Raw genomic sequence first — 23251 nt, forward strand, 5'->3', positions numbered from 1 at the left:
CCCTGCCGTACAGGCAGGTTTTTGTGTGAATGGAGGAATTGCATTGTCTTATGATCGGGGCAAAACCATCACCTTCCCCGCCGGGCTGCCGGGCCTGCCCGCAGAAATGACCGCATTCGAACTGGTGGCCGTGGCGGAAGAATCGCCTTTTTTCTTCTTGCAGTCCCTGCAGGACGAAAACATTGGCTTCATCCTGGTGAACCCTTTCGCCTTTTTCCCGAACTACGAGTTCGACCTGCGCGAGGAGGATGCCCGGGCCCTGGGCATAAAGGTCCCGGAAGAGGCGGCGGTCTTCTGCATCGTCAACGCCAGCCGGGGCCTGGCTCACGCCACCGTCAACCTCCTTGCCCCGGTGGTGGTGAACGCGGCCACCGGCACGGCCCGCCAGGTGGTGCTGGTAGACGAGCGCTACTCCATCAGGCATCCGCTGTTCGGGCCCCGGCCGGAAAACCGGGACCCGGCCGGACCCAAAACCAAACCAACCGGCGAACCTTGTCCGCCGGCTAATTCCCGTTCCCAGTCCCAGCCGTGCTCTCCAAAACGCCCCCAACTTCAGCAGGATTCCCCGCCCCGGCACCTTTCCGAAACCGGGTCCGGTTCCCCGTCGGGCGATGCCGGGACGGGCGAAGGGGCGGAACCCGCCGGGGAGGGGAAATAAATGCTTGTCCTCACCAGAAAAAAAGGCCAGTCCCTGGTCATCGACCGGGACATCCGCGTCGTGGTGGTGGAGGTCATCGGCGACTTCGTGCGCCTGGGCATCGAGGCGCCGCCGGAAGTGGCCGTCTTCCGGGAAGAAATCTACAGGGACGTACAGGAGGAAAACCGCACCGCCCTGGTTACAAGGGAGCTGGCTGCAAGGCTGAGAGCGCAGGTCGAAAACAAAAACGAAAAAGCCGCCCGTAAGTAACGCCTGCTACGCAACCGGCGGCTTATTTAGTATGAGCCGGAAGACCGGCACCCCAGCCGCCTGAACTACCTTTGATAAATACGCCGGAGACTACGCCCGGTAAAAGAGGATCGCCGTTTATTACTTCTGTGATTTTTAAGTGGCTCGTTTTTGGGTCGGGTGGTTTTTAGTGGCCGGCCCGTACGCCCATATTCCGCGGAAGCGACGAACACCGGGCAATCTGCTGATTTCTGAGCGAAAAAGTTGAAAGGAGCGAACAGCAATCAAAAAGGACAATGGACAATAAAAGCCATAGAAAGAATAAACTGGATAAATCAAGAATCCCGAACCTGCCCCTTCCCGGTGAAGAAGAGATCCGCGAACTCGCCGGCGAGGCCAGCTTTCAAAGGGGCTGGCAGTATTTCCGCAATGGGGCCGTCCTGGACCCCGCTGTCTACGGTTGGGAACTGCGGGCGCGGTGTGCGGGTTCCCGGTACGAGCCCTACAACGTCCGGGTTGTCTTTGGAGAAGGAGGGATCGCGGCAGCCTCCTGTACCTGCCCCCGGGGAGGGTTCTGCAAGCACATCGTCGCCCTTTTGCTGACCTGCCTCCACCAGCCGGATTCCATAAGGTCTTACCCTCCTTTGAAAGAAATACTGGCCGACCTTTCCAAAGAGCAACTTGTGACCCTGGTGGAAAGCCTGGTGGACAGGGAGCCCGCGCTTCTTTCCGCCATACAAGCAGCAGCCGCCCTGGTACCGGGAAAGCGCATAGACGAGGGGATTGTTAACAGAGAAGCCCGGCGGGCGGTGGCTTCCGAAGATCCGGACATGGCGGCCGTGACCCTGCGGGGAATGCTCAAAGATGCCGGGCGCCTGTCCGGAGTAGGCGAGTGGGAAGAAGCGGGGGCAGTTTACCAGGCCGTGCTGGATGCTCTGACGGAAGGCTACGATGACCTGCTCCTCCAGATGGACGAGGAAGGGGAACTGGCCGCCGTTGCCGGCGAGGCTGTGAAGGGGCTCCGGAGTTGCCTTTCGGCGGGGCAACCCGCCCCCGCCGTGCGCCGGTCCTGGCTGGCTTCCCTCCTAGAAGCGGTCCTGCGGGAAATCGATCTGGGTGGCATCGGTTTTGCCGGTCCTGCCGAAAAAGTCCTCCTGGAGCACGCTACGGAAGAAGAATGGGCCTTTTTGGAAGAACGGGTGCGCACCGCCCTGGAAGAAAGCGGTGACGGAAGCTGGCGGCAGGAGAAGCTAGTTGGTCTACTGGTCAACTGGCGGGAAGTACACGGGCGGCAGGAGGAGGCAGCGGCCCTGGTCAGGGAACTTGGTACCCCCGAGCAAAAGGTGTTTCTTTTGATCGCCGAAGGGAAAGTGGAGCAGGCCGTGGAACTGGCGAAAAAGGAGCTTGGCCACCTGCCCGGGGTAATGATCAGGGTGGCGGACGAGCTGATTTCGGCGGGGGCCGGGCCGCAGGCGGCCGCCCTTCTGGAGAGCCAGGTGCGGGGTGACAATCCCCACTGGGGCTACCTGGAGTGGCTGGCCGCGTACCACCAGAAACACGGGGACCCGGTGGTGTCCCTGGCCTGCCGGCGCAAGCTGTTTTTTGCGCAGCCCACCGTAAAAGGGTACGTGAAACTACGGAAAGCGGCCGTTTCCCTGGGAGTCTGGGAAGCGGCCCGGCAAGAGGTGCTTTCAACTCTGGAAAAGGACGGCCGCTTCGGCGTGCTGGTGGACATAGCGCTAGAAGAAAAGGACGTGGCCAGGGCTCTGGAGCTGCTCCCCCGGGTGGAGGTATGGAACCGGCAGAACTATCTTTTAAAGGTAGCCGGGGCGGCAAAAGACAACCACCCGGAGGAGGCCCTGAAGCTGTACAGGGACTTGGCGGAGGAAGCCATCGGCCGGCGCAAGCGCACTTCTTACCAGGAAGCGGCCGGCTACCTGAAAAAGGTCCGCGCCCTCCACGAAAGGCTGGGCACGGGGGAAGCCTGGAACCGGTACATCACCGGACTGCGCAGTAAGTACGCCCGCTACCCCGCTCTTTTGGAAGAGCTGGCCGCCAGGGGGTTGTAATTGGTAGCCGGCAGAAGGCAACGTTTTATACGTGGAGAAGACTACCCGGAACCCGGATTTTATCGAAGGCAAGAACCGTTTTTCTGCCGGAGCAGGCAACGGTTCTGGCCGAAATAATCCACGAGGCCTATTCCGATCTGGTCAAGACCGGCGACTTCAACGAGTTGAAGGAAATAGTGCGGGGACTTAAGTGAGAAAATGGGTGAGCTGGCCGAAGCCCAGAAAAGGACCGATTGCCGGAAAGTTTGCCCCCTCCCGGTAGGAAATCCCGGCCGCCGTTGGACGTTTCCTGCGTGCAGTTTGAAATGTTGGTAGGCCGCTTTTTTGCCGCCGTCCGGCGGGGCGGTCCGTTAAAAAGTGCCTTTTTCACCTTCTTCCCCCCTAAACCTTCTTAAATTCCTTCCGAATAAAGTAACTAGAAGGAACCGGCACCGGGCGGCCGACGGTACCGGCGCTTTCGATAAGCCGCCGCCAGGGAGGGTGGCGAGAAAAAATTCAGGGAGGAATGAGAAGGGATGATCATCAACCACAACATCGCGGCGCTGAACACATACCGGCAGCTTTCGGCAAACAACGTCCTGGCCAACAAGTCGCTGGAGAAGCTCTCCTCGGGCCTGCGCATCGTGCGGGCGGGGGACGACGCGGCAGGGCTGGCCATCAGTGAGAAAATGCGCGGCCAGATCCGGGGTTTAAACCAGGCGTCGAGAAACGCCCAGGACACCATTTCCCTTATTCAGACGGCTGAAGGGGCACTGAACGAGACGCACTCCATCCTGCAGCGCATGCGGGAGTTAGCTGTGCAGGCCGCAAACGACACCAACACAGATGCCGACCGCCAGGCTATCCAGGACGAGATCAATCAGCTCGCCAACGAAATCGACCGCATTGCCAACACCACCGAATTTAACACCAAGAAGCTATTGAATGGCGAAGTCGTGGGTGTTGTTGCGGAAAAGAAGGGGACCTATTCCATCCAGGCCAATAGCGCGGCGTCTCTAAGTGTAACCGCCTCCGGGGCCATCAACATTGCGAATAAGGGTATCGTGAACGGAGCCATTACCATTACCCGCATCAGCGAGGCAACGAATGGTGAAGCGGCTTATGAGTTCAGAAATTCTCTTGGTGAGAAAATCGCTTCAGCCAATATTACTGTGTCAACTACTAACAAAACGTTTACCTTTGCCGCTGGTGAAATAGCCTCTGGGGCTGCTGTTACGTTCAAGATCGACGATTTCGCCAAGTTCAAATCCGGCGACAGCTTTACGATCATTCTTAATAAACATGTTGCCGCCAGCACCGACACCTCGAAGGCCATCATCACGCAAATCGGCGCCAACTCCGGCCAGAACATGCTCATCGGCATCAACGACATGCGGGCCGAGGCGCTGGGGATAAAGAACAGCAGCGGGGACGCGGTTAAAGTTACCGACAAGTACGGGGCCAACGCGGTTGTTTCCACAATTAATAACGCTATCGAAAAAGTTTCCACCGAGCGCTCCAAACTGGGCGCCATCCAGAACAGGCTCGAGCACACCATCAATAACCTAGGCACGGCAGCCGAAAACCTCACTGCTTCCGAGTCCCGCATCCGGGATGTGGATATGGCCAAGGAGATGATGGAGTACACCAAGCTCTCCATCCTCCAGCAGGCGGCGACGGCCATGCTGGCCCAGGCCAACCAGCAGCCGCAGATGGTACTGCAGCTCCTGCGGTAGCGTTTAGTGTACGCCTTTAAAGGAGTCCCAGAAAGCCAGCTCCTTCGAGGGGCTGGCTTTTTTAAAAGCGGGGTGGCGAAGGTGGGCGCAGGTCTTTTCAGGAAGAACCTTGCCTGGCTGAAGAGGCACAACCAGGCTCTTTACCGGAAGATGAAGAAAGTCGAGCCGCGGAATACCTTTCTTGTCCGCAACAACCGGGGGGAGTACAATCTGATCAAAGCCGTCGGCGGCGTGCAGTATCCCCTTTACAGCAATTATGACGTTGCTGAACAGTGCTCTTTCTGGGTGAAAGAGACGCGGCGCGCCATCGCCGGGAAAAAGTTTATCGTTCTTTTCGGCATGGGTTTGGGGTACGAACTGGATGCCCTTTTGCAGGATGAGCAATTACCGGCCATGGTGATCGTGGAGCCGGACGAAGAAGTTTTTTATTACCTTCTCTATTTCTTTGACCTCTCGCGGCTGGAAAAACGCAGAGTCTATTTCATCCAGGACGACCGCCAGGAGGAAATTGAAAAGCTCCTTTCGGAAGTAATAAAACAGGAGCAGAGTATAAACTTTTCCTTCTGCCCGCTGGCCGGATATGTTTATCCTTTTAGAGAACAGATTCAAAAGCTCAAGCAGGCTATCAAAGAGAAGATCAACTTTGTCCTCGTTTCCGTAGTCACCACCCTCGCCCATGACAGGCAGTGGTTTCAGAACTATATCTTGAACTTAAAGCAGGTGGCGGGTAGCGTGCCGGTGGAAAAGTTCGCGGGGGAGCTTGCCGGGACGCCCGCTGTGCTGGTGGGGGCCGGCCCTTCTCTGGAATATGATATTGACGTTTTGCGGGAAATGGGCGGCCGAGCCCTGATCGTCCCCGTGGGGAGCGCCTTTTCGATACTGGAGTATCACGGCATTAAGGGCCACGCGGTGGGGGCCATTGACGGGAGTTACGCCGAGGCGAAAATATTCGAGAGGAACAAACATAACAGGGAGATAGCCCTTTTTTACAGCCTCATGGTCAACTACAAAGTGCTGCCTTTGTTTGGGGAGTCAAAGTTTATCTTTGCCCTGCACAGTTTTGACGAATATATTTACCGCCGCCTGGGGCAGCCATTTGTCAAGATTGCCGCCGGTGCTTCGGTTTCCATATCGCTGCTCGACATACTGGCCAAACTGGGCTGCAACCCCATTGTCATGACCGGGCAGGACTTCTGTTATCCCGACAAAAAGAAGTACGCCCGCGGGGCCATATACTTTGGCGAGGTAGATGAAGAGGCCCTGCAGGCCCGTGGCGGCATCAAAACGAAGAATAAGGTCGGGCAGGACGTGTATACCACGCGGGCCATGCTGGCCATGCGGGCGGCGGTCGAGCGGATCATTGAAAGCTACCCTGAAATTACGTTTTACAACTGTAGCCGGCTGGGCCTACTAATAAGGGGGGCAGCGGACGCAACGCTGGCAGAAGTGAAGGAGCGCTTCCTCACCGGAAAATGTGATCTTGAACAAAGGATAAGAGAAATCCACCGCAAATACAAGGATGAAGTTGTTACCCCGGAAAAGGTGGCCGCCATTGAAAAGGACATCCAGGAACAGGTGGGGCAGATCAAGGAGCTTTGCGGTGACATCATCCGCGTTTTGGATGACGCGGACGGGAAAGGCGCACATAAATTGCTCGAGCGGATAAAAAAGTCTGAAGAAAAGCTGGCCGGGATCGATTTCTACGCCCAGGTATTGTGTCCCGAAACGGGTATGTACAGTTTTCTCTTCAGCAACCTCGGTTCCGGGGTGCAAGGGGAAGAAAAGGATCTGGACACTCTTCTGGAGGCAAAGAAAAGGTATTACGCCAAAGTTTACGAACTATGTTTGATTGTCCTGAACGCTTTAGAATACGGGGACGAGGAAATCCGCCTGGTTTACGGAAAGCGAGGCTGAATGTGAGCAAAGGTGAATGTCACTTGAAAAATGTGCGTGAGCTGAAGCAGCATATACGTGACTTATTGGACGCTTGCACCACGGCATGGCGGTACCTGATCCTTGGCGAGGAAAAAAAGGCCATGGGCTTAATGGCAACCATAATCGACTTGCTCGAAAGAATAGTTTCCGCCAAAAGTTCCAACCCTGTGCTCCGCTTGTGCTACGACAGCATAACTTTTCTTCTGCCTCGCCTGTTAAAGACAATGGAAGAAAGAAACGGTATACTCCTGGCCGACATCCTGGAGCACGAATTAAAGCCGATCCTGGAAGATATCTTGGAACATATTTCGGAGTGCTCCTGTGACGGGTAAAGCCTTCGGATAAAGAACCGAGCTAATAGAATTTATTCAGACTATTCATAGGCTAACTAGAATCCTAGATCAAGAAATCAATTTGACCATATGATGCAAGTTATTTTTAACTTACCGGAACATATGTCAGATGGGCAATTGATGATTGGTGGAGATGGAATTATGGTGTCTCTTGGACGTAGTTGGGATGAAGAGAAAATGAAATTGGAACCGGAAAAACGTGCCCATGAGGAGTAATATAATGAATTATAAAATCCTGGTCACCGGATCAGCAGGTTTCATTGGCTCCCATCTTGTGGAAGAACTTGTCAGGCAAGGATATAATGTAAGAGCTTTTGTCCGCTACAATGCCCGCAATGACTGGAGCTGGCTGCAGACGGTGCCGTGCCTTAAGGACATCGAAATTTATACCGGGGACGTTCGCGATTACGACAGCGTCAGAAATGCCGTCCGCGGTGTTGAGGTCATTTTCCACCTGGCAGCCCTTATCGGTATTCCTTATTCGTATATTTCTCCGCTGGCCTACATCAAAACGAATGTTGAAGGTACCTACAACATCCTCCAGGCTGCCCGGGAAGAAGGGGTTCAACGAGTGGTGCATACCTCCACTTCCGAGGTGTACGGCACCGCCCGGTATGTGCCCATCAACGAAGAACACCCCCTGCAGGCTCAGTCACCTTACGCGGCAACGAAAATTGCTGCGGATCAACTAGCTCTAAGTTTTCACCGCTCCTTTGGCCTGCCGGTAGTAGTCGTGCGACCTTTTAACACCTTTGGCCCCCGCCAATCGGCCCGCGCCGTTATTCCCACCATAATCACTCAGGTTCTGGCCGGCAATCGGACTGTCCGTCTGGGCAACCTCAACCCCACCCGCGACTTTAATTATATTCGCGATACCGTCTCGGGAATGATCACCGTCGGCCTCTCCGAAAGAACGGTAGGGCAGGTGGTGAATATCGGCAGCGGGAGAGAAACGTCTATAAAGGATCTGGTTGAGCAGATAGAAAATATTATGGGAAGGGAAATAAACATCGAACAGGAAGACGCCCGGGTAAGACCCGCACACAGTGAGGTTGACCGCCTGCTGTGTGACAACCGCCGGGCTTACGAGCTTGCCGGCTGGTCTCCCCGGTACACCCTTGAAGAGGGGTTGCGGGAAACTATCCAGTGGTTCAGGGAAAATCTTTACTTATACAAACCGGACCTTTACAATGTATGATAGGCAGGGGGAATTCCCAGTTGACCAGTATTCGTATCCCCTTGGATGCTCCAAACATCGGTGAACTGGAAAAGCAGTATGTGTTGCGCGCCCTGGAAAGTGGCTACGTTTCGTCCATAGGGCCTCTGGTTAGCGAATTTGAGGAACGTTTTGCCGGGTATGTAGGCGCCCGGTATGCCGTGGCCACGGTCAACGGCACGGCGGCCATTCACCTGGCCTTAAGGCTCCTGGGAATCGGCCCGGGAGACGAAGTTATTGTACCGGCACTTACCTTTATCGCCACTGCCAATCCGGTAGTGTACGTAGGTGCGATACCCGTGGTGGTGGACGTGAACCCCCTGACCTGGAATATCGATCCCGACGGGGTTGAAAGGGCGGTCACGGGCCGCACACGCGCCGTCATACCCGTTCATCTCTACGGCAACCCGGCGGACATGTCGCGGTTGATGGACATAGCCCGCAGGCACGGCTTATACGTGATTGAGGACGCCGCCGAAGCGCTTGGTGCTACCTATAACGGGCAACATGTGGGGACGTTTGGAGACATCGGCGTATTCAGCTTCAACGGGAACAAGGTGATTACCACCGGCGGGGGCGGTATGCTTGTAACGAATAATCCGGACCTTGCGGCACGCGCCCGCCTGCTGATAAACCAGGGGCGGGCCTTCGGTGCCATGGAGCATGAACACCTTGAAATCGGATATAATTTTCGACTAACCAACATCCAGGCGGCTTTGGGCCTGGCACAAATGGAGCGCCTGGAACAATTCCTGGCTACGAAGCGCAGGAATGCGTCGTTTTACCGGGAGCTTTTAAATAAAGTCCCCGGCCTGGAGTGGCAGCAAGAACTACCGGAAGGACGAAGCAGCTGGTGGATGTTTTCTATTCTGGTTGATACCAGTGTATTTGGCCGGGACAGGCAAGCCGTGGTAAAGAGGTTGCGGGCGGCGGGCATTCAGACACGGCCCTTGTTTTTGCCCCTTTCCCGGCAGCCGGCGTATGCGGGATATGGCCTTAGAACATGTCCCATGGCTGAATCCCTGCACAGGCGGGGGCTGAATCTGCCGAGCGCGAGTTTTCTTACGGAAGAAGACATTCGCTATGTATGCCGGGTCCTGTTGGAAAGGTGAAACCTTGTGGAAAAGCAACCTATAGTTCTTATCGGGGCGGGCGGACATGCGGCGGTGGTTGTCAGTATCATCGATGCGCTCGGCATTTTCTTTGTAGTAGGGTACACGGCTCCCGCTGCGGGTGCGGCTACTATTTCTTGCCGTTATAAGTACCTGGGTGATGACGGCGTTCTACCCGTCCTGTTCAGGCAGGGGGTCAGACTGGCCGCGCTGGGCCTGGGAGGGACGGGGGATAACCGGCCGCGGTGTGAATTATATGAACGGATCCGCGCCATGGGGTTTGAGTTCCCGTCGCTTAAACACCCAGCGGCAGTCGTGGCCCCGGATGTGGTGTTTGGTGAAGGTTGTGTGATAGCGCCGGGCGCGGTGGTTAATGCGGGGGTAAAGATCGGCGTTAACACCATCGTCAATTCTGCCGCCGTGGTCGAGCACGACTGCGTCCTTGGGGATCACGTGCACGTATCGCCAGGGGCGGTGCTCTGTGGCGGGGTTAGAGTGGACCGCCTGGCTCATATTGGTGCCGGTGCCGTGGTGATCCAGGGCATAACCGTAGGGGAAGGGGCCCTGGTAGGCGCCGGGGCGGTGGTGCTGCACGATGTAGAGTCCTGGACTGTGGTGGCAGGTAATCCAGCAATGAGTTTGAAGCGATTGAGATAAAGCGATGAGAACAGTAATGGCTTTTACAACAACAAGAGCTGAATTTGGCCTGCTTAAACCGATTCTGCGTCGGATTGAGGTTTCTTCATCACTAGATCTTGTATTGGTAGTTGCAGGGGACCACGTGAGTCCTTGTAAAGGGGAGACAATCGAAGAAATAATTCCCGAGGGTTTTCGCACTGTTGTGCTCGGAAGATGCTTTCCCGAATCGGACCTGCCAGTTGCAATTGCAAGGTATGTTGCCAACTCGTGTGCCGAAATTGCTTCTGCAATTAATTTCCTGGCACCCGATATATTACTGCTTTTGGGAGACCGGCACGAACTTCTAGCAGCGGCTACAGCAGCAGTGATCGCACGAATTCCTATTGCCCATATCGCCGGAGGCGAATCAACCGAAGGAGTAATCGATGAACAAGTGCGGCATGCACTTACTAAGATGGCCCACCTTCACTTTACCAGTACCTTCGAATATGCGCGCCACATAAGGCAGATGGGAGAAGAAGCTTGGCGCATCCATGTGGTCGGCGCGCCGGGCGTGGAGAATATCCTCCGGGGGGAATTGACGACTCCCGAAGAGATCGGGGAGCGGTTTGGAATTGATGTTGCCCGGCCGACATTATTGGTTACTTATCACCCCGAAACCTTAACTGTCGACCATAATCTTACAGAGCAGGTAAATGCCCTTATCGCAGCATTAAGAGAATTTAGGGATTTCCAACAGATTATCACTTACCCGGGGACAGAAGTGGGCTTTCAAAAAATTATCTCAGCCTGGGAGGCTTATGCGGCGGAGTTTCCCAACGTCAAGCTTTACAAAAGCCTGGGGTCGCGCGCTTACCTGGGCGTAATGAAACATGCAGCGGCGGTGGTGGGCAATTCCTCCAGCGGCATCATTGAGGCACCTTCGTTTAAAGTCCCAACCATTAACATCGGTGACAGGCAAAAGGGGCGGATAAGGGCAGAAAGTGTAATTGACGTGCCCTGCCGCAAGGAGGACATCCTGGCCGCGCTGCGCAGGGCTCTATATGACGAACACTTTCGCCGGCAAGTGCGGCGGGTAAAAAATCCTTACGATCCTTACGGCGATGGTAATGTGAGCGGCAGGGTGGTTTCGGTGCTTGAGACGGTTCCCCTTGACAGACGTCTACTTGAGAAGAAGCTGGACTTTCCCACGCCTGAAGAGGTGGCATCCTATGTTCGATAAACAGTCGGTGTTTATTATTGCCGAAGCGGGTGTCAACCACAACGGGGACCTTGAAACAGCCAAAAGGCTGGTTGACGCAGCAGTGGTTGCCGGCGCGGATGCGGTAAAGTTTCAAACCTTTGTCCCGGAAGAGATCGTGACCGGCAGTGCCGAAAAGGCACCCTACCAGAAGGCCAACATGCCCGGGTGTCGGGAGACACAGCTTGATATGATCCGGCGCCTTACACTTTCGGAAGAGGATTTTCGCACCCTTAAGGCATACTGCGACGGGGCGGGGATAATGTTTTTATCCACGCCGTTCGATTATTACAGTGTGGATTTCCTGGACGAGCTAGGCGTTCCGTTATTCAAAATTCCTTCGGGCGAGTTGGTTAACGATCGTTTTTTGAGGTATGTGGCCGCACGGGGGAAGCCGCTGATAATTTCCACGGGAATGGCCACGCTGGGCGAAGTTGAGGAGGCGCTTGAAGTGGTACAGGATGCAGGTGCACGTGAAATTACACTCCTGCACTGCACTTCGGCCTATCCGGCTTCCTATGAAGAGGTCAACCTGCGGGCTATGGTTACGCTGCGGCAGGCTTTTGGATTGCCCGTTGGTTATTCCGACCATACCCCGGGTACCGAGGTGGCGGTGGCCGCGGTAGCTCTCGGGGCCAGGGTGATCGAGAAACACTTTACGCTCAACCGGAGCATGGAGGGACCGGATCATAAGGCGTCTCTGGAACCGGACGAACTGGCCACGCTTGTCCGGGCGATCCGCAACGTGGAGAGGGCCTTAGGAGACGGACGCAAGCGCCCAAGCCCCGGCGAGCAGGATGTTATGCGCGCGGCCAGGCGCAGCCTGGTCGCGGCCTGTAACATCGCGGAGGGAGAGATGATCACGGAGGAGAAGCTGGCCATCAAGAGACCGGGAACAGGTATCCCTCCGAAAATGTGGTGTCTGGTAGTTGGTCGAAAGGCGCGCGTGAACATTCCGGCAGATACGGTCCTGACGTGGGACATGATCTGATTTTTAAGGGGGAAAACCCGTGAGGCGAGCTGAATTGCTTGAGAAGGTCAGGGTAAAACCTGAAGTGCCCATTGTGCGCGCCCTGGAACAGATGGACCGGTCCGCCCGGCAGATTCTCCTTGTAACCGGCGATAACGACCGGTTGATGGGTACCGTTACCGACGGGGACGTTCGCCGTGCTCTCTTGGAGGGCGTGGATTTGCGCGCGCCCGTTGCCCGGATAATGAACCCTCACCCCAGAGTGTTGCCCGTGGGTTCTCCCCGTGAAGCTATCCGGCAGCTCATGCTAGAACACGGCATCCGCCACGTCCCCTTGGTGGATACACAAGGTCGAGTTGTCGATCTAGTCCTGTGGCAGGATGTCTTTCTGCCCCGCGTCGAGAGCCGTTCCGAAGCGGTGGTAATAATGGCCGGCGGCCAGGGCACGCGGCTCGATCCCTTTACCAAAATCCTGCCCAAGCCGATGATCCCCCTGCGGGACAAGCCCATCGTGGAAGTAATCATGGACCGGTTTCACAGCCAGGGATTTAACCGGTTTATTCTATGCCTTGGTTACAAAGCCGAGATCGTCCGCCTGTACTTTAACGGTGACAACCGGCCCTACCGGACGGAATTCGTCCAGGAGGACACACCGCTGGGTACCGCCGGTGCGCTTTCTCTCCTAGCAGAACGTCTTGGCGAAACCTTCATTCTGACTAACTGTGACATTATTGTGGAACTTGACTACGTCCATTTGCTGGAATACCACCGAGAGCATGGGCACGCCCTGACTGTTGTGGGGGCTTTGAAGGAATTTGTCGTGCCTTACGGGGTCTTGCGTATGCAGGGCGAGGATTTCTGGATCGAGGAGAAGCCCAATTTCCACTTTCTTGTGAATACCGGTCTTTACGTGCTGGAGCCCGCCGTGCTGCCGCTGATCCCGAAAGGTATCCGCGTCGATATGCCCGAAGTCATTGCGACCGTCAGGAAAGCCGGTATGTACATCGGTGTTTACCCGCACCACGGGCGCTGGTTTGATGTGGGCCAGTGGGAGGAGTACCAGCGGACCCTTCGCCTTTTTGAGGCCATGGATCTGGGGGAGTAGACATGTATAAAGGAGTTTCGCTTCTTGGCTTTATTCCCGCCCGCGCCGGATCTAAAGGTGTCCCGGGCAAGAACATCAGACCTCTCGCCGGAAAACCCCTCATCGTGCACACCATCCAGACGGCTAAAGAAAGCGGCGTTTTTGACTGCCTAGTGGTTTCCACCGACGGGGAGGAAATTGCCGGGATAGCCAGGGAAGCAGGTGCGGAAGTTCCTTTTTTGCGCCCGCCGGAATTGGCCACCGATGAAGCGCGGGGGATAGATGCGCTGCACCACGCCCTTAAGTGGTTTGAGGAGCGGGGCACAAAATTCGACTGCGTTATGTGTTTGCAGCCGACCAGTCCACTGCGTTCCGCAGCGGATATAGTGGCAGTAGTAGATCTTTTGCTTGCGCGCAATGCCGAAGCTATAGTTTCGGTGTGCCAGGTTGAACATCACCCCTGGTGGACCAATGTCCTGCCAGAAGACGGCTGTATGAAAGATTTTCTAAAGTCGGGTATTCCCACCAACCGCCAGGAACTGCCGGCATATTACCGCTTGAACGGGGCAATCTACCTGGCACGCTGGGATTTTATCCGTAACAGAGACTCTTGGTTAGGGCCGCATACTTATGCGTATGTTATGCCGCGGGAACGCTCGGTAGATATTGACGAAGAAATTGATTTCAAAATCGCAGAGGTTTTACTGGCCCTGAAAAATCAAAACCAAATTAAACCGGTTCCCTGAAATTGAACTGGTTGACCGGATTTTCTATATGGCGGCTTAAATAAACATTGCGACCTGATGGAAGGCTGGAAGGATGGCCGGATGGAAGGTGAGGGGTTTTTGGCATGAACCCTTTAGGGGAAGCATTTGAATGGTATAATGTTGCTAAGGAAAACTTCTGATGTCTGCCGCCCGTCATGCTGACCGGGAGGTGAGGAAGTGAGCATTCAGGCCGACAAAGAAAAGGTGCGGGAGACCAGCGCAGCTCATGCGGTTGACCGGGAATCCGAAAAGACGCCGGGCCGCATGACCTTCGAGGAGTTCCTGGCGTGGGGGGACGAGGATACCTGGGCGGAGTGGGTGGACGGGGAGGTGGTGGTCCTGACCCCGGCGGCGGTAAAGCACCAGCGAATTGCCAGGTTCCTGGTGGATTTGCTGGGAAACTTCGTTCTCATGCGGCAGTTGGGCGAGGTAATTCCGGCGCCTTTTACCATCAAGCTGCCTGCACCACAAAAACGGGGGCGCGAGCCGGACATCGTGTTTATCAGCAGGGAGCGGCTGCATCGGTTAAAACCCACCTATTTCGACGGCGCTCCGGACCTGGTGGTGGAGATCACCTCCCCGGAAAGTTTCGCCCGGGACCGCGGCGAGAAGTACGTGGAGTACGAGGCGGCGGGGGTTAAGGAGTACTGGCTGATCGATCCCGACCGGCAGCAGGCGGAATTTTACCGCCTGGGGGAAGACGGGCGCTACCAGCTGCACACCGCCGGTGCCGGAGGAGTCTACCATTCCGAAGTTATCCCCGGCCTCCGGCTTAAAACGGCCTGGCTCTGGCAGGACCCGCCCCCGGCCGGGGTGGAGGCGCTGCGCGAGATGGGAGTGATCTGAGCTTGTAAATAACGGCTCCTGCTCTTCCGGGGCTAATATAATGACAACGGATTCACCTTTTTAGCCATCTGACCTTATTGGAAGGAAGATCAGAAATAACCGGGGCAGCGTTGTGATGAAAGGAGGACAGCCAGTGGCGACTCAACCCGCTAGAGAGGTCAAAAAGTTCTATACCTACGATGACTATTTGAAGATAGACGATGGCAACCGTTATGAACTGATCGAGGGGGAACTGGTCTTGACGCCATCGCCGGGCACACGACATCAGCTTTTGGTGGGCAGGCTTTTTAAGATAATTGATCAATATGCCCAGAGAACCGGCTCCGGGCAAGTTTTTTTTGCTCCCCTGGATGTGGTCTTGGACGAACCGGTAAAAAAGAACACTTTCCAGCCTGATATAATTTTTATCAGCAATGAGCGGCTGGGCATTATAGAAGAAACACGGATCAACGGCGCTCCGGACCTGGTGGTGGAGGTTCTTTCCCCGGGCACCATTCGTCGGGACCGGGGCAGGAAAAGCCGGCAGTATTTCAAGAGCGGGGTAAGGGAATACTGGCTTGTAGACCCGCAGGAACGGCTTGTGGAAGTATTTGTGCCCGGCGAAAAAGACTGGCAGCGCGCCGGGGTGTACGAGGAAGAGGATGAAGAGTTCATCACCTCTACGGTTCTGCCCGGCCTGGAAGTGAAAGCCCGGGACATTTTGGGGTTGCCATAATTCATAAGGGCCTGTGGGTATTCGGGGAGGTGTTGAGGGGCAAATGCCGGCAGTTGCGGAAAGGTTGCCAAAAGAGTTATTAAAAATACCCGCGCCCTTTTATGAGCGGCACGGGATAGAACTGGCTTTTTTATTTGGTTCTGCCGTTGAAGATCCCCCTGCGACTCCCCGGGATCTGGACGTGGCCGTACTTTTTTCGGACTATCATTTTCAACGTTACCTGAAGACCTTTGATGAACTATCCGCGCTCATAAAGCGCCGGGACGTAGACCTGGTCGCATTGAACCTGTGCAGTCCGGCGCTGAAGATGGAAGCTTTAACTAAAGGTATTTTGCTTTACAGTAGAGATGAAGAAAGCTTTGCCCGATTTGCCACGGATACCTTTTTCGATTACGAAGACTACCTTTACTTTAAGTGCGAGTACAACACATGCTGGCGGGAACGGGCGAGGGAGGGCTTGCTTGTGGCCGGGAGGCGGCTTAACCGCGAGCGGATTGAAACCTGTTTATCTCAAATGGATCAGTCGGTTCATCGGTTAAAGGACCTGCGCGCACGCTTTTCGTCCTACGAGGAGTTTACGTTTGATCTTGACACCCGGGACCTGTGCGTGCATCACCTGCGTATCGCCCTGGAAAGTGTCCTGGATATTTGCCGGCACTTTCTGGCAGTCAAAGGGGTGGCGTTGAGTGAGTATGATACCACCAGCTTAATCGAACTGGCCGGGGAAAAAGGATTGCTGGATTACCGCTTCGCCCGCCGGATTAAAGGTATGGCCGGTATGCGCAATGCCATCGTTCACGTTTACTGGCGCCTGGATTACCGGGCAATTTATAAAACCGTCACCGGAGAATTAGGTGATTTCGAAGAATTTGCCCGCCAAGTCACCTCTTATCTTGAGCAACAGACCCATTGACCCGTCGCATTTCCGGAAATGCGGAATTGAAGTGTCAATGCAGGGGAATGGGTCGATGCCTACCGGGATATTTCCAGGGCCGACCATTTTCCCAGGACTCTTTTATATCCGGCAATTGTTTCAGTATAAACTCGATAACATTTGTAGCTCTCTCAAATTTGTGATAATTGTTCATGATCCCCAGAATAACCGCCAGAAGATCCGGGTCTTTTTCCTCATCAACAATCTTCCAGGCTTCTTCGGTAAGCACAACATTTTTTTTCGAGGCTATTGCAGCCACCAGATGATGGAGCGTGGAGCTGTCCCAATTCTTACCAATGGCGGCTACCTGCTCCTTAAGAGTATTGATCAATTCCTGCGGGTATGGAATTTCTACCTGTGGAGTACGGGATGCAGGTTCTCCTGTATGGTCAGGTTTATCAGGTGATGGCTGCTCACTGTCCGCAGTATAAAAAGGTATTTCTTCTTTGCCCTCCTTGTTAGAGTCTGTTTTGTTCTCTTTTTCGATCTCCAGGATCATCTCCTCAATCTTTTGCACGGGCAAGCCTGTCACCTCAGCCACTTGTCGGCAGGCCAATTCTTTTTCCAGATAAAAATCGGTATGGTAATATTCCGGTAAAAATTCGGCCGGCAGAAAACCAACGGCCAGAGTTGCATCGAGCGCTTTTCCCTCCGGTACAAAGGCGCCAAGGTAATAGGCAGAAGACAGGACATCGGTCAACTCCCAGCGGGGACCATCCGGTTCTAAACAAGCTACTTCGACCAGGAACCGTAAATCTTCCGTGCCATCGAGAATGTACAGGCATTCTGAAAGGGCACCAACAGTCCTGGAGTTATACTCCTTAAGTCTGTTCTTGACCAGAACACGTAAAAGAGCAGGATCTTTCAGTTTTAAAAAACTGTAAAAGGGCGCAGGACCGCCAACCAATTTTTCTGTTACCTTTTGGGCTCTTTCCAGAGCAGTGAAGGCGGTACCAAAGGCATACCAGAGCCTTTCTGCATCTAACAGCAGGGGTTTTTGCAGTCGCCGGCCTGTAACGCTTTCCAGCCACTGTAGTGTCTCCTGCCATCTCCGTGCATTAAGGTTGCCGGTGGCGCAGGCCCGGCCGGGGAAAAGGTTCTCTGCCAGGGTGACTATGGACCAGATTAGATCATGGGAGGGACGGGACTGCGTCTTTTCATAAAACACTCGCACTGAATCTTCTTCCCGTAAAAGGATAGGCCAGCCGGCCTGGTTTTTTCTTTTCGGTTTCTTCACCTGGGAATCGTCCGGTTCATATCTTTTCCTGTAGACCTGTAGATCTCGAAAAATGACAAATTGCTCCGCACAATGTCCTGTCCGGGCATCTCCGCAAATAGCCAGGTAACGGCCTCTTTCATTCTGGCTTTCCGGGTTCCGGCTGAGCAGAAGCCGGCGATAACCAAACTTTTCTTCGTAGCCAAGGCGCAGGACGGGTAGGGGAAAGGCATTGATTATTTTCATAACTTCATCATAAAAACCTTCCCACTCCGCCGATTCGATCTCCCACGGCAAAATGTCCAATCCAAGGTAGACGCCCATGCGTATAATCATCCATTCACCAATGCTTTTTGTAAAAAACAGGCCGACTGGTATAACTGCGATTATTCAATGTTCTTTTCCAGTTCTTCGATCACACCCGTAACAAATGTCTTGAACTGGTCCATTTTGCTCTTTAAAAGACCCAGGATATCGCCCATATTTTCCGCCAGGTGGCACATTTTCAGCCAGCGCAGCTCACCAGCATAGGCATGGCGGAAAAGGTGGCGGAAGCGGCGGTATTCATCCAGCTCTTCCATTAATTCGCGGGATATGACCCCGGGCCGCAGTCCTTCCAGTTCTACGGCCATGCTTCTTAAAAGTTCCCGGTGCCAATCTCCGGCCTTAACCGGCCCGCCGTCGATCTGGCGCGAAATGCGCTCGAACATTGATTCCACACCCGTGTAAAAATGATGCAAATAGGCCGCCATGGCCATCAGATCCCGGTCGGGCACGGGACCGGTTCTGGCACTCACTTCCTTTAATAAAGCCTGGGCTTTACTGGCAATCTGATCAATTGCCCGCAAGTCTTCATTTATTTCCGATATCAGGCGTTTTAAGCGGGCTACTTTCCTCTCCCTGGCGGTCATATAAGACGATCCCTTCTTTTTGCACCCGTTCCTTTAATGTTTCCACGGCATTTTCCAGGAGCACCAGATCCACCGCAAAGGGGCGGGCTATCTCTTCCGCCAGCCCGTAGGCCTTCAGGTATTCCCTTTCCGGGAGTCCGGCCACGGCCAGATCTATGTCCGAAAACTGATCAAAATCACCCGCGGCCAGGGAGCCAAAAAGGCAGACCTTTGTCACGCCGAACCGGCGGGCCAGTTGCCGGGCTATTTCCCCGGCCTTTTCCCGGGCTAGGCCTGCTTTTTGCTCCAGCTCTTTTTCTTCCCGGGCCACTTCTTTCAGGTGGCCCTGCAGGTATTTCCGGTAATTGTTCATCGTCCCGCATCCCTTATAACCCTCTTTTTGGCGGCAAAGGTAAATCCCCCACGCTTCTGCATCCCGGCATTATTATACCAAAAAGTTGAAAAGCATAATAGCCCGGTTGAGCTGCCGCATTTACGGAAATGCAGAAAAGAAGCTGGAAGTTTTCTGTAAACTTCCAGCTTCTTCTTAAAGATGGGGGACGGGTCAGGTGTAAAAACGGTTAGCGCAAATAGTCCAGCAAAGACGTTTCCAAAATTCTGACCCCCGCCGCCAGAGCCGCCTGGTAGGAAAGCTGCTGGCGGGAAAGGTCCACGGCCACCCGGGCCACGTCGGCGTCCTCCAGGTTGCTCAGCACCTGGGTGAGGCGCAACTCCTGGTCCTGGAGCTGGCTGCGCACCGACTCGAAGTGGCTGGTGCGGGCACCCACCTGCACCCGGTAGCGCAGGATGTGGTCGAGCTGGGTGTTCAGCGCGCCGATGGAATCGTTCACCCCGGAAACGTCCGCTGCCTTCAAACTGTTCCTCAAAGCCAGCAAAACCTGGAAAATCCCACCGGTCAACTCGTACTCGTTGCCTGAAACCTGCGCCTCCCCGAAAACACCCCCCGGGGTATCCGGGTTGCCGTCGTCAAGTGTCACCGCCGGCACGTCGATGGGGTAATTTGCCTGGTCCAGAATCTCCCGGGAAATGCGCTCCAGGTTACCCCGGTAATATATCTTGTCGCCATCCCGCCAGAAGGGCGGCTGGTTGTTTTTCGTCCCGGCAAAAATGTACTTCCCGCCCACGGTAGTATTGGCTATGTCCACCAGTTCGTCGATCATTTTGTCGATCTGCTCGCCGATGGCAGCCATGTCGTCCGGTTCCAGGGTGCCGTTGGCGCCCTGGATGGCGTATTCCATGGCCTTTTGCAGCAGTTCGCCCGCCGTGCCCAGGGCAGTGTCCGCCCCCTCCAGGTAGCTCAAGCCGTCGGTGATGTTGCGCATGTACTGCTTGTTCCGCTCCACCGCCGCGCGCACGTTGAGGAGCTGGCTCAGGGCCGGCGGGTCGTCGCTCAAGCGCAGGACTTTGCGACCGGTGGACATTTGCTCCTGGGTGCGAGCCAGCCTCTGCATGGCATTCTGGATGTAGTTCTGGGTGCGCCGGGCAACCAGCATGTGGGTGACGCGCACTGTTTTTCCCTCCGAATCAGGGGTTTATCTTTTTGCCGTCATTACAGGCGTCCGGCAACACGGGCTTTCCACGCCTGTAAAACGTTTCTATTAATAATGCTTCTTAACCGGTCCTGTTGATCAGGTAGTCCAGCATTTCGTCGATGGCGGCCAGCACCCTGGCGCTGGCCTGGTAGCCGTACTGGTACTGGATCAGCCGGGAAAGTTCTTCGTCCAGGTTGACCCCGGACACGGACTGGCGCAGGGATTCTACCTGCTCGGTGACGGCGCGCCGGCTTTCGGCCATGTCCGATGCACTGCCGGAGCGAGCGCCGATGTCGGCCAGCAGGGCGTTGAAGTATTCATTGAACGTGGTACCGCTCAGGTTGGCCAGGTCTACTTTAACCGGGTTACCGCCGGCGTCTTCTCCCAGCACGAAGCCTTGCGTGCCATCCATCCCGGTGGTCGCCAGCCGGGCCACGTACAGGGCGTTTGTACCGTCAATCAGGGTGGGGTCTTTCAAAATATCCCTGTTTACGGCAAAGTCGCCCCCGACCAGCGAACCGGTGAAAAAGTCTATTTCATCGGGAATATCATTATTGGGTATGCCATCATGGCCGTGGTTGAGGGCCTGGTAGATGGTATTCTTCAAGGCCCTGGCCAGGTTCTCCAGCTTGTCTTTATAACCCTCCACTTTATTGCCGGCTTGATCGGAATAGCCGTCGATTTTCGCGCGGGTTTCTTCCAACCCTGCCAGGCTCCCCGCCTTCGGTAGATTTGCCGGGTAGTTGGTCAGGGAGACCGTCTGATTGCCGATCTGCAATTTTACCTCTTCCACTTTCCCGGAAGATTGATCGACAACCGGCACCAGCTCCACCGTGGCGTCCGCAGCTCCCACATCCACCCCAAAGAAGGTCAGAGCAATTTCCCCGGTCGGCTTACCCCCGTCGGTCAGGTAGGTGACGCTCACCGGCCCGTACTCCGCCAGCCGATCCAGCAACAAGTCCCGCCTGTCCAGGAGGTCGTTGGGCTGGTTGCCCTGGACGTAGACCCGCTTGATGGACTCCGTCAGTTCCCGGATTTGCCGCAGGATTTCATTTACCGCGTCCACATGGTCTTTGAGCTGGCCGCCGGTAACGTTGCCGGAATCGATCTTCAAAATGCTTGTCGAAATATCGTCCAACTGCTGGTAGGCCTCCCGCATCATGGTGGCCAGCTCGTCACCTGTCTCGGCCACGGCGGCCTTGACGCCGGGGTCCTGGGGAGTATTGTTGAGGTCGTGCCAGGTATTGAAAAACTTTGTAAGGGTGCCGGCAATGCCGCTGGCGCCGGGCTCGGGGAAGACGGCCTCAATGCGGCCGAAGATTTCCTCCTGCACCTGCCAGTACTCCCGGGAGGAAATGCTGTCCCGCGCCTGCACGTCCAGGTACTCGTTTTTGATGCGCCGGATCATGGTTGCTTCCACGCCGGTGCCCAGCTGTCCCGGGAGCAGCCTGCTGCCTAGTGTCGGGTTGGCGTACGGGTCGGTGGCGGCGATGACCGCCTCCTGCCGGGTGTAGCCGGGCGTGCTGGCGTTGGCCACGTTGTGGCCGGTGATGTCCATGGCCGTGCGGTGGGCCTGCAGCCCCCGCCGGGCGATTTCCAGGCCGAAGAACGTTCCGGGCATGCGAAAAATGCACCTCTTCTCTTGAGGGGTTTACACGGATTTATCGACAAAAGACGGGCCGGTGCTGCCTTTATCCATGGCGCCGTCCGGCAGGTATGTCTTTGCAGGGGTCGGTGCAATGGCCTTTAAAAGGCGCTCGCAGAAGCGCAGGGCGTTCTGGGCCAGCAGGTTGTTGAGCCTGACCAGTTCCGCCAGTTCCCTGGCCTTCCCCCGCAGGTCTGCCACCAGGTTCATTGCTTCCTGCCTGCCCAGCACCGGCGGCATGGCGGCAACCAGCTCCGCCAGCGGTGCCCCCGGGAACAAACCGCAGGCCCGCCTGACGTATTCCTGCACCCTGGTGCGGGTTGCCTTCAATTCCTCCATATGCCGCGCCAGGAACTCCAGCTCCCTTGTTGCCTCGTTCAACGAGTCCCCGCTGTTTTTGCGCAGGGCGGCGTTTTGCTTTTCTGCCGCCGCCGCCATCTTTTCCAGCGCGGCCAGTTCCTCTTTTAAAATGGAAACCAGCTCTTCTATAAGTTCCTGCATAACGGCCACCGATCATTAAAAAAGTGTTTCTTTGTTTATTTTCGGCAGGAGGAAAATATCCTTGAGCTTCTCGTTTCCGAAAAAACTTTTTGTCACCTTAATTTTTTGCCACATCATGACGAATAAAAAAACAGCAAGCTTTATTAAGTGAAAGGCAGGATGAATATGAGCAAGGTGGAACCAGCCGGCAGGCCGGATCTTTCCTCCATGGTAAAGATGTCCCACACTTTCAAGAATGATGTCCCCGGCGCCGGGGAACAAAGGAATAAAGAGGCGCTTTTTGTGGAAGAAATAGGGGAGGATAAAAGACCCACCATCCAGGAGGTGCGGGATGCCGTCAACCGGATCAACGAGACCATGGAGCTCTACCGCACGGAACTGCGGTTCGTCCTGCACGAGGAAAGCGGGGAGATCATGGTAAAGGTGATTAACGCCGAGACGCAGGAAGTGATCCGGGAGATCCCTCCGGAATGGACCTTGAAAATTGTGGCCAGCGTGAAAAGGATGCTGGGCCTGATCCTGGACAGGTTTATTTAGCACCGGACCCGCTGCGGCGCAGGAAATGGCCGGTGAAAAGAGTTTCAGTTGCCGGCGCTGCCGGGTTTAAAACCGGGTTGCAGGCAATATTAAACCGCCGGCCAAAAACCGGCGGTGCTTCTTGTGCGCCCGGCATGGGCGTTAACTTGGTGGTGAAAGTCCACTGCAGGCGAGGCAGCACGAGTCTGCTAGCCAAAGGCAAGGGTGTCCATCGCGAGGTGGAATCCGAAGGAAGCCGGAGGCAAAACCACGGCCCGATGAACAAGAACCCCATAAGAGGCTAAGCCGTTCGGATGAGCTGGCGTGACACAGCGAAATCCCAGGCTGCCAAGGGACGGCGGAGTATATGGGGCGGGCACGGGGTGAAGGTTAACGCTCTTACCCGGGGAGGCCTGCCGGATAAGCCAGGCAAAGCTGGTAACCCGTGT

23 protein-coding genes are annotated in these 23251 nt (G+C 55.4%); 17 read left to right on the forward strand and 6 right to left on the reverse strand.

Features of this window, described 5'->3' with window-relative positions; genetic code table 11:
- Positions 1-43: 43 nt before the first annotated feature.
- The 16 genes from fliW (at position 44) to hepT (ending at position 16460) form a co-directional block, all read left to right on the forward strand.
- The gene (gene fliW, locus BUA65_RS13670; RefSeq protein WP_072870476.1) at positions 44-658 is read left to right on the forward strand and encodes a flagellar assembly protein FliW; all 615 of its coding nucleotides are present in this window, start codon (positions 44-46) and stop codon (positions 656-658) included.
- On the forward strand, positions 659-907 hold the full coding sequence (gene csrA / locus BUA65_RS13675; protein ID WP_072870477.1) for a carbon storage regulator CsrA: 249 nt from the start codon (positions 659-661) through the stop codon (positions 905-907).
- Between the two features lie 275 nt (positions 908-1182).
- Positions 1183-2955, forward strand: a complete 1773-nt coding sequence (locus BUA65_RS13680; RefSeq protein ID WP_072870479.1) for an SWIM zinc finger family protein — start codon at positions 1183-1185, stop codon at positions 2953-2955.
- A 515-nt stretch (positions 2956-3470) separates the two neighbouring features.
- Complete coding sequence (locus BUA65_RS13685) at positions 3471-4670, forward strand: flagellin N-terminal helical domain-containing protein (RefSeq protein WP_072870480.1); 1200 nt, start codon at positions 3471-3473, stop codon at positions 4668-4670.
- An 81-nt stretch (positions 4671-4751) separates the two neighbouring features.
- Positions 4752-6584, forward strand: a complete 1833-nt coding sequence (locus BUA65_RS13690; protein WP_072870482.1) for a motility associated factor glycosyltransferase family protein — start codon at positions 4752-4754, stop codon at positions 6582-6584.
- Between the two features lie 32 nt (positions 6585-6616).
- A complete protein-coding gene (locus BUA65_RS13695) occupies positions 6617-6937 on the forward strand; it encodes a DUF8042 domain-containing protein (RefSeq protein WP_500683354.1) in 321 nt (106 codons plus the stop codon).
- 241 nt (positions 6938-7178) lie between these two features.
- Positions 7179-8156, forward strand: a complete 978-nt coding sequence (locus tag BUA65_RS13700) for an NAD-dependent 4,6-dehydratase LegB (RefSeq protein ID WP_072870485.1) — start codon at positions 7179-7181, stop codon at positions 8154-8156.
- Between the two features lie 20 nt (positions 8157-8176).
- Positions 8177-9286 (forward strand): LegC family aminotransferase, encoded by a 1110-nt coding sequence (locus BUA65_RS13705; protein ID WP_114281505.1) that lies wholly within the window; start codon positions 8177-8179, stop codon positions 9284-9286.
- Positions 9287-9292: 6 nt separating this feature from the next.
- On the forward strand, positions 9293-9943 hold the full coding sequence (locus BUA65_RS13710) for an acetyltransferase (RefSeq protein ID WP_072870488.1): 651 nt from the start codon (positions 9293-9295) through the stop codon (positions 9941-9943).
- A 16-nt stretch (positions 9944-9959) separates the two neighbouring features.
- A complete protein-coding gene (gene neuC / locus BUA65_RS13715; RefSeq protein WP_165613262.1) occupies positions 9960-11147 on the forward strand; it encodes a UDP-N-acetylglucosamine 2-epimerase in 1188 nt (395 codons plus the stop codon).
- On the forward strand, positions 11137-12156 hold the full coding sequence (neuB, locus tag BUA65_RS13720; protein ID WP_072870491.1) for an N-acetylneuraminate synthase: 1020 nt from the start codon (positions 11137-11139) through the stop codon (positions 12154-12156). The genes neuC and neuB overlap by 11 nt, the downstream gene beginning before the upstream one ends.
- Before the next feature lie 19 nt (positions 12157-12175).
- Positions 12176-13240: a nucleotidyltransferase family protein gene (locus BUA65_RS13725; RefSeq protein WP_072870493.1), complete on the forward strand. Its 1065-nt coding sequence runs from the start codon at positions 12176-12178 to the stop codon at positions 13238-13240.
- 2 nt (positions 13241-13242) lie between these two features.
- Positions 13243-13965, forward strand: coding sequence for an acylneuraminate cytidylyltransferase family protein (locus BUA65_RS13730; protein ID WP_072870495.1), 723 nt, complete (start codon positions 13243-13245; stop codon positions 13963-13965).
- Positions 13966-14163: 198 nt separating this feature from the next.
- Positions 14164-14832, forward strand: a complete 669-nt coding sequence (locus BUA65_RS13735; protein WP_072870496.1) for a Uma2 family endonuclease — start codon at positions 14164-14166, stop codon at positions 14830-14832.
- Between the two features lie 133 nt (positions 14833-14965).
- Positions 14966-15547: a Uma2 family endonuclease gene (locus tag BUA65_RS13740; RefSeq protein WP_072870498.1), complete on the forward strand. Its 582-nt coding sequence runs from the start codon at positions 14966-14968 to the stop codon at positions 15545-15547.
- Positions 15548-15590: 43 nt separating this feature from the next.
- A complete protein-coding gene (hepT, locus tag BUA65_RS13745; RefSeq protein WP_072870500.1) occupies positions 15591-16460 on the forward strand; it encodes a type VII toxin-antitoxin system HepT family RNase toxin in 870 nt (289 codons plus the stop codon).
- Positions 16461-16494: 34 nt separating this feature from the next.
- On the opposite strand, the gene BUA65_RS13750 is transcribed toward hepT, so the two are convergent.
- The 6 genes from BUA65_RS13750 to flgN all read right to left on the reverse strand — a co-directional run bounded on the left by BUA65_RS13750 (position 16495) and on the right by flgN (position 22286).
- A complete protein-coding gene (locus tag BUA65_RS13750) occupies positions 16495-18021 on the reverse strand; it encodes a hypothetical protein (protein WP_072870502.1) in 1527 nt (508 codons plus the stop codon).
- A gap of 62 nt (positions 18022-18083) precedes the next feature.
- Positions 18084-18608: a ribonuclease toxin HepT-like protein gene (locus tag BUA65_RS13755; protein ID WP_072870503.1), complete on the reverse strand. Its 525-nt coding sequence runs from the start codon at positions 18606-18608 to the stop codon at positions 18084-18086.
- Positions 18550-18960, reverse strand: coding sequence for a nucleotidyltransferase family protein (locus BUA65_RS13760; RefSeq protein WP_072870505.1), 411 nt, complete (start codon positions 18958-18960; stop codon positions 18550-18552). Before BUA65_RS13760 ends, BUA65_RS13755 begins: the two co-directional genes overlap by 59 nt.
- Positions 18961-19168: 208 nt before the next feature.
- A complete protein-coding gene (gene flgL / locus BUA65_RS13765; RefSeq protein WP_084062480.1) occupies positions 19169-20116 on the reverse strand; it encodes a flagellar hook-associated protein FlgL in 948 nt (315 codons plus the stop codon).
- A 103-nt stretch (positions 20117-20219) separates the two neighbouring features.
- Positions 20220-21761, reverse strand: a complete 1542-nt coding sequence (flgK, locus tag BUA65_RS13770) for a flagellar hook-associated protein FlgK (protein ID WP_072870507.1) — start codon at positions 21759-21761, stop codon at positions 20220-20222.
- A gap of 30 nt (positions 21762-21791) precedes the next feature.
- Positions 21792-22286: a flagellar export chaperone FlgN gene (gene flgN / locus BUA65_RS13775; RefSeq protein ID WP_072870509.1), complete on the reverse strand. Its 495-nt coding sequence runs from the start codon at positions 22284-22286 to the stop codon at positions 21792-21794.
- A 165-nt stretch (positions 22287-22451) separates the two neighbouring features.
- On the opposite strand from flgN, the gene BUA65_RS13780 reads away from it, so the two are divergent.
- The gene (locus BUA65_RS13780) at positions 22452-22823 is read left to right on the forward strand and encodes a flagellar protein FlaG (protein WP_242656341.1); all 372 of its coding nucleotides are present in this window, start codon (positions 22452-22454) and stop codon (positions 22821-22823) included.
- Positions 22824-23251 lie beyond the last annotated feature (428 nt).

Source organism: Desulfofundulus thermosubterraneus DSM 16057 (assembly GCF_900142025.1).
Lineage (GTDB): Bacteria > Bacillota > Desulfotomaculia > Desulfotomaculales > Desulfovirgulaceae > Desulfofundulus > Desulfofundulus thermosubterraneus.

Excerpts from the sequence above, each read along its gene's own strand:
- neuC (WP_165613262.1), top strand. The coding sequence starts at position 9,960 with ATGGCTTTTACAACAACAAGAGCTGAATTTGGCCTGCTTAAACCGATT.
- hepT (WP_072870500.1), top strand. The coding sequence starts at position 15,591 with ATGCCGGCAGTTGCGGAAAGGTTGCCAAAAGAGTTATTAAAAATACCC.
- BUA65_RS13755 (WP_072870503.1), bottom strand. The coding sequence starts at position 18,608 with ATGACCGCCAGGGAGAGGAAAGTAGCCCGCTTAAAACGCCTGATATCG.
- BUA65_RS13730 (WP_072870495.1), top strand. The coding sequence starts at position 13,243 with ATGTATAAAGGAGTTTCGCTTCTTGGCTTTATTCCCGCCCGCGCCGGA.
- flgN (WP_072870509.1), bottom strand. The coding sequence starts at position 22,286 with ATGCAGGAACTTATAGAAGAGCTGGTTTCCATTTTAAAAGAGGAACTG.
- neuB (WP_072870491.1), top strand. The coding sequence starts at position 11,137 with ATGTTCGATAAACAGTCGGTGTTTATTATTGCCGAAGCGGGTGTCAAC.
- BUA65_RS13760 (WP_072870505.1), bottom strand. The coding sequence starts at position 18,960 with ATGAACAATTACCGGAAATACCTGCAGGGCCACCTGAAAGAAGTGGCC.
- BUA65_RS13700 (WP_072870485.1), top strand. The coding sequence starts at position 7,179 with ATGAATTATAAAATCCTGGTCACCGGATCAGCAGGTTTCATTGGCTCC.
- BUA65_RS13750 (WP_072870502.1), bottom strand. The coding sequence starts at position 18,021 with ATGGGCGTCTACCTTGGATTGGACATTTTGCCGTGGGAGATCGAATCG.
- BUA65_RS13780 (WP_242656341.1), top strand. The coding sequence starts at position 22,452 with ATGAGCAAGGTGGAACCAGCCGGCAGGCCGGATCTTTCCTCCATGGTA.
- BUA65_RS13680 (WP_072870479.1), top strand. The coding sequence starts at position 1,183 with ATGGACAATAAAAGCCATAGAAAGAATAAACTGGATAAATCAAGAATC.
- BUA65_RS13685 (WP_072870480.1), top strand. The coding sequence starts at position 3,471 with ATGATCATCAACCACAACATCGCGGCGCTGAACACATACCGGCAGCTT.
- flgK (WP_072870507.1), bottom strand. The coding sequence starts at position 21,761 with ATGCCCGGAACGTTCTTCGGCCTGGAAATCGCCCGGCGGGGGCTGCAG.
- csrA (WP_072870477.1), top strand. The coding sequence starts at position 659 with ATGCTTGTCCTCACCAGAAAAAAAGGCCAGTCCCTGGTCATCGACCGG.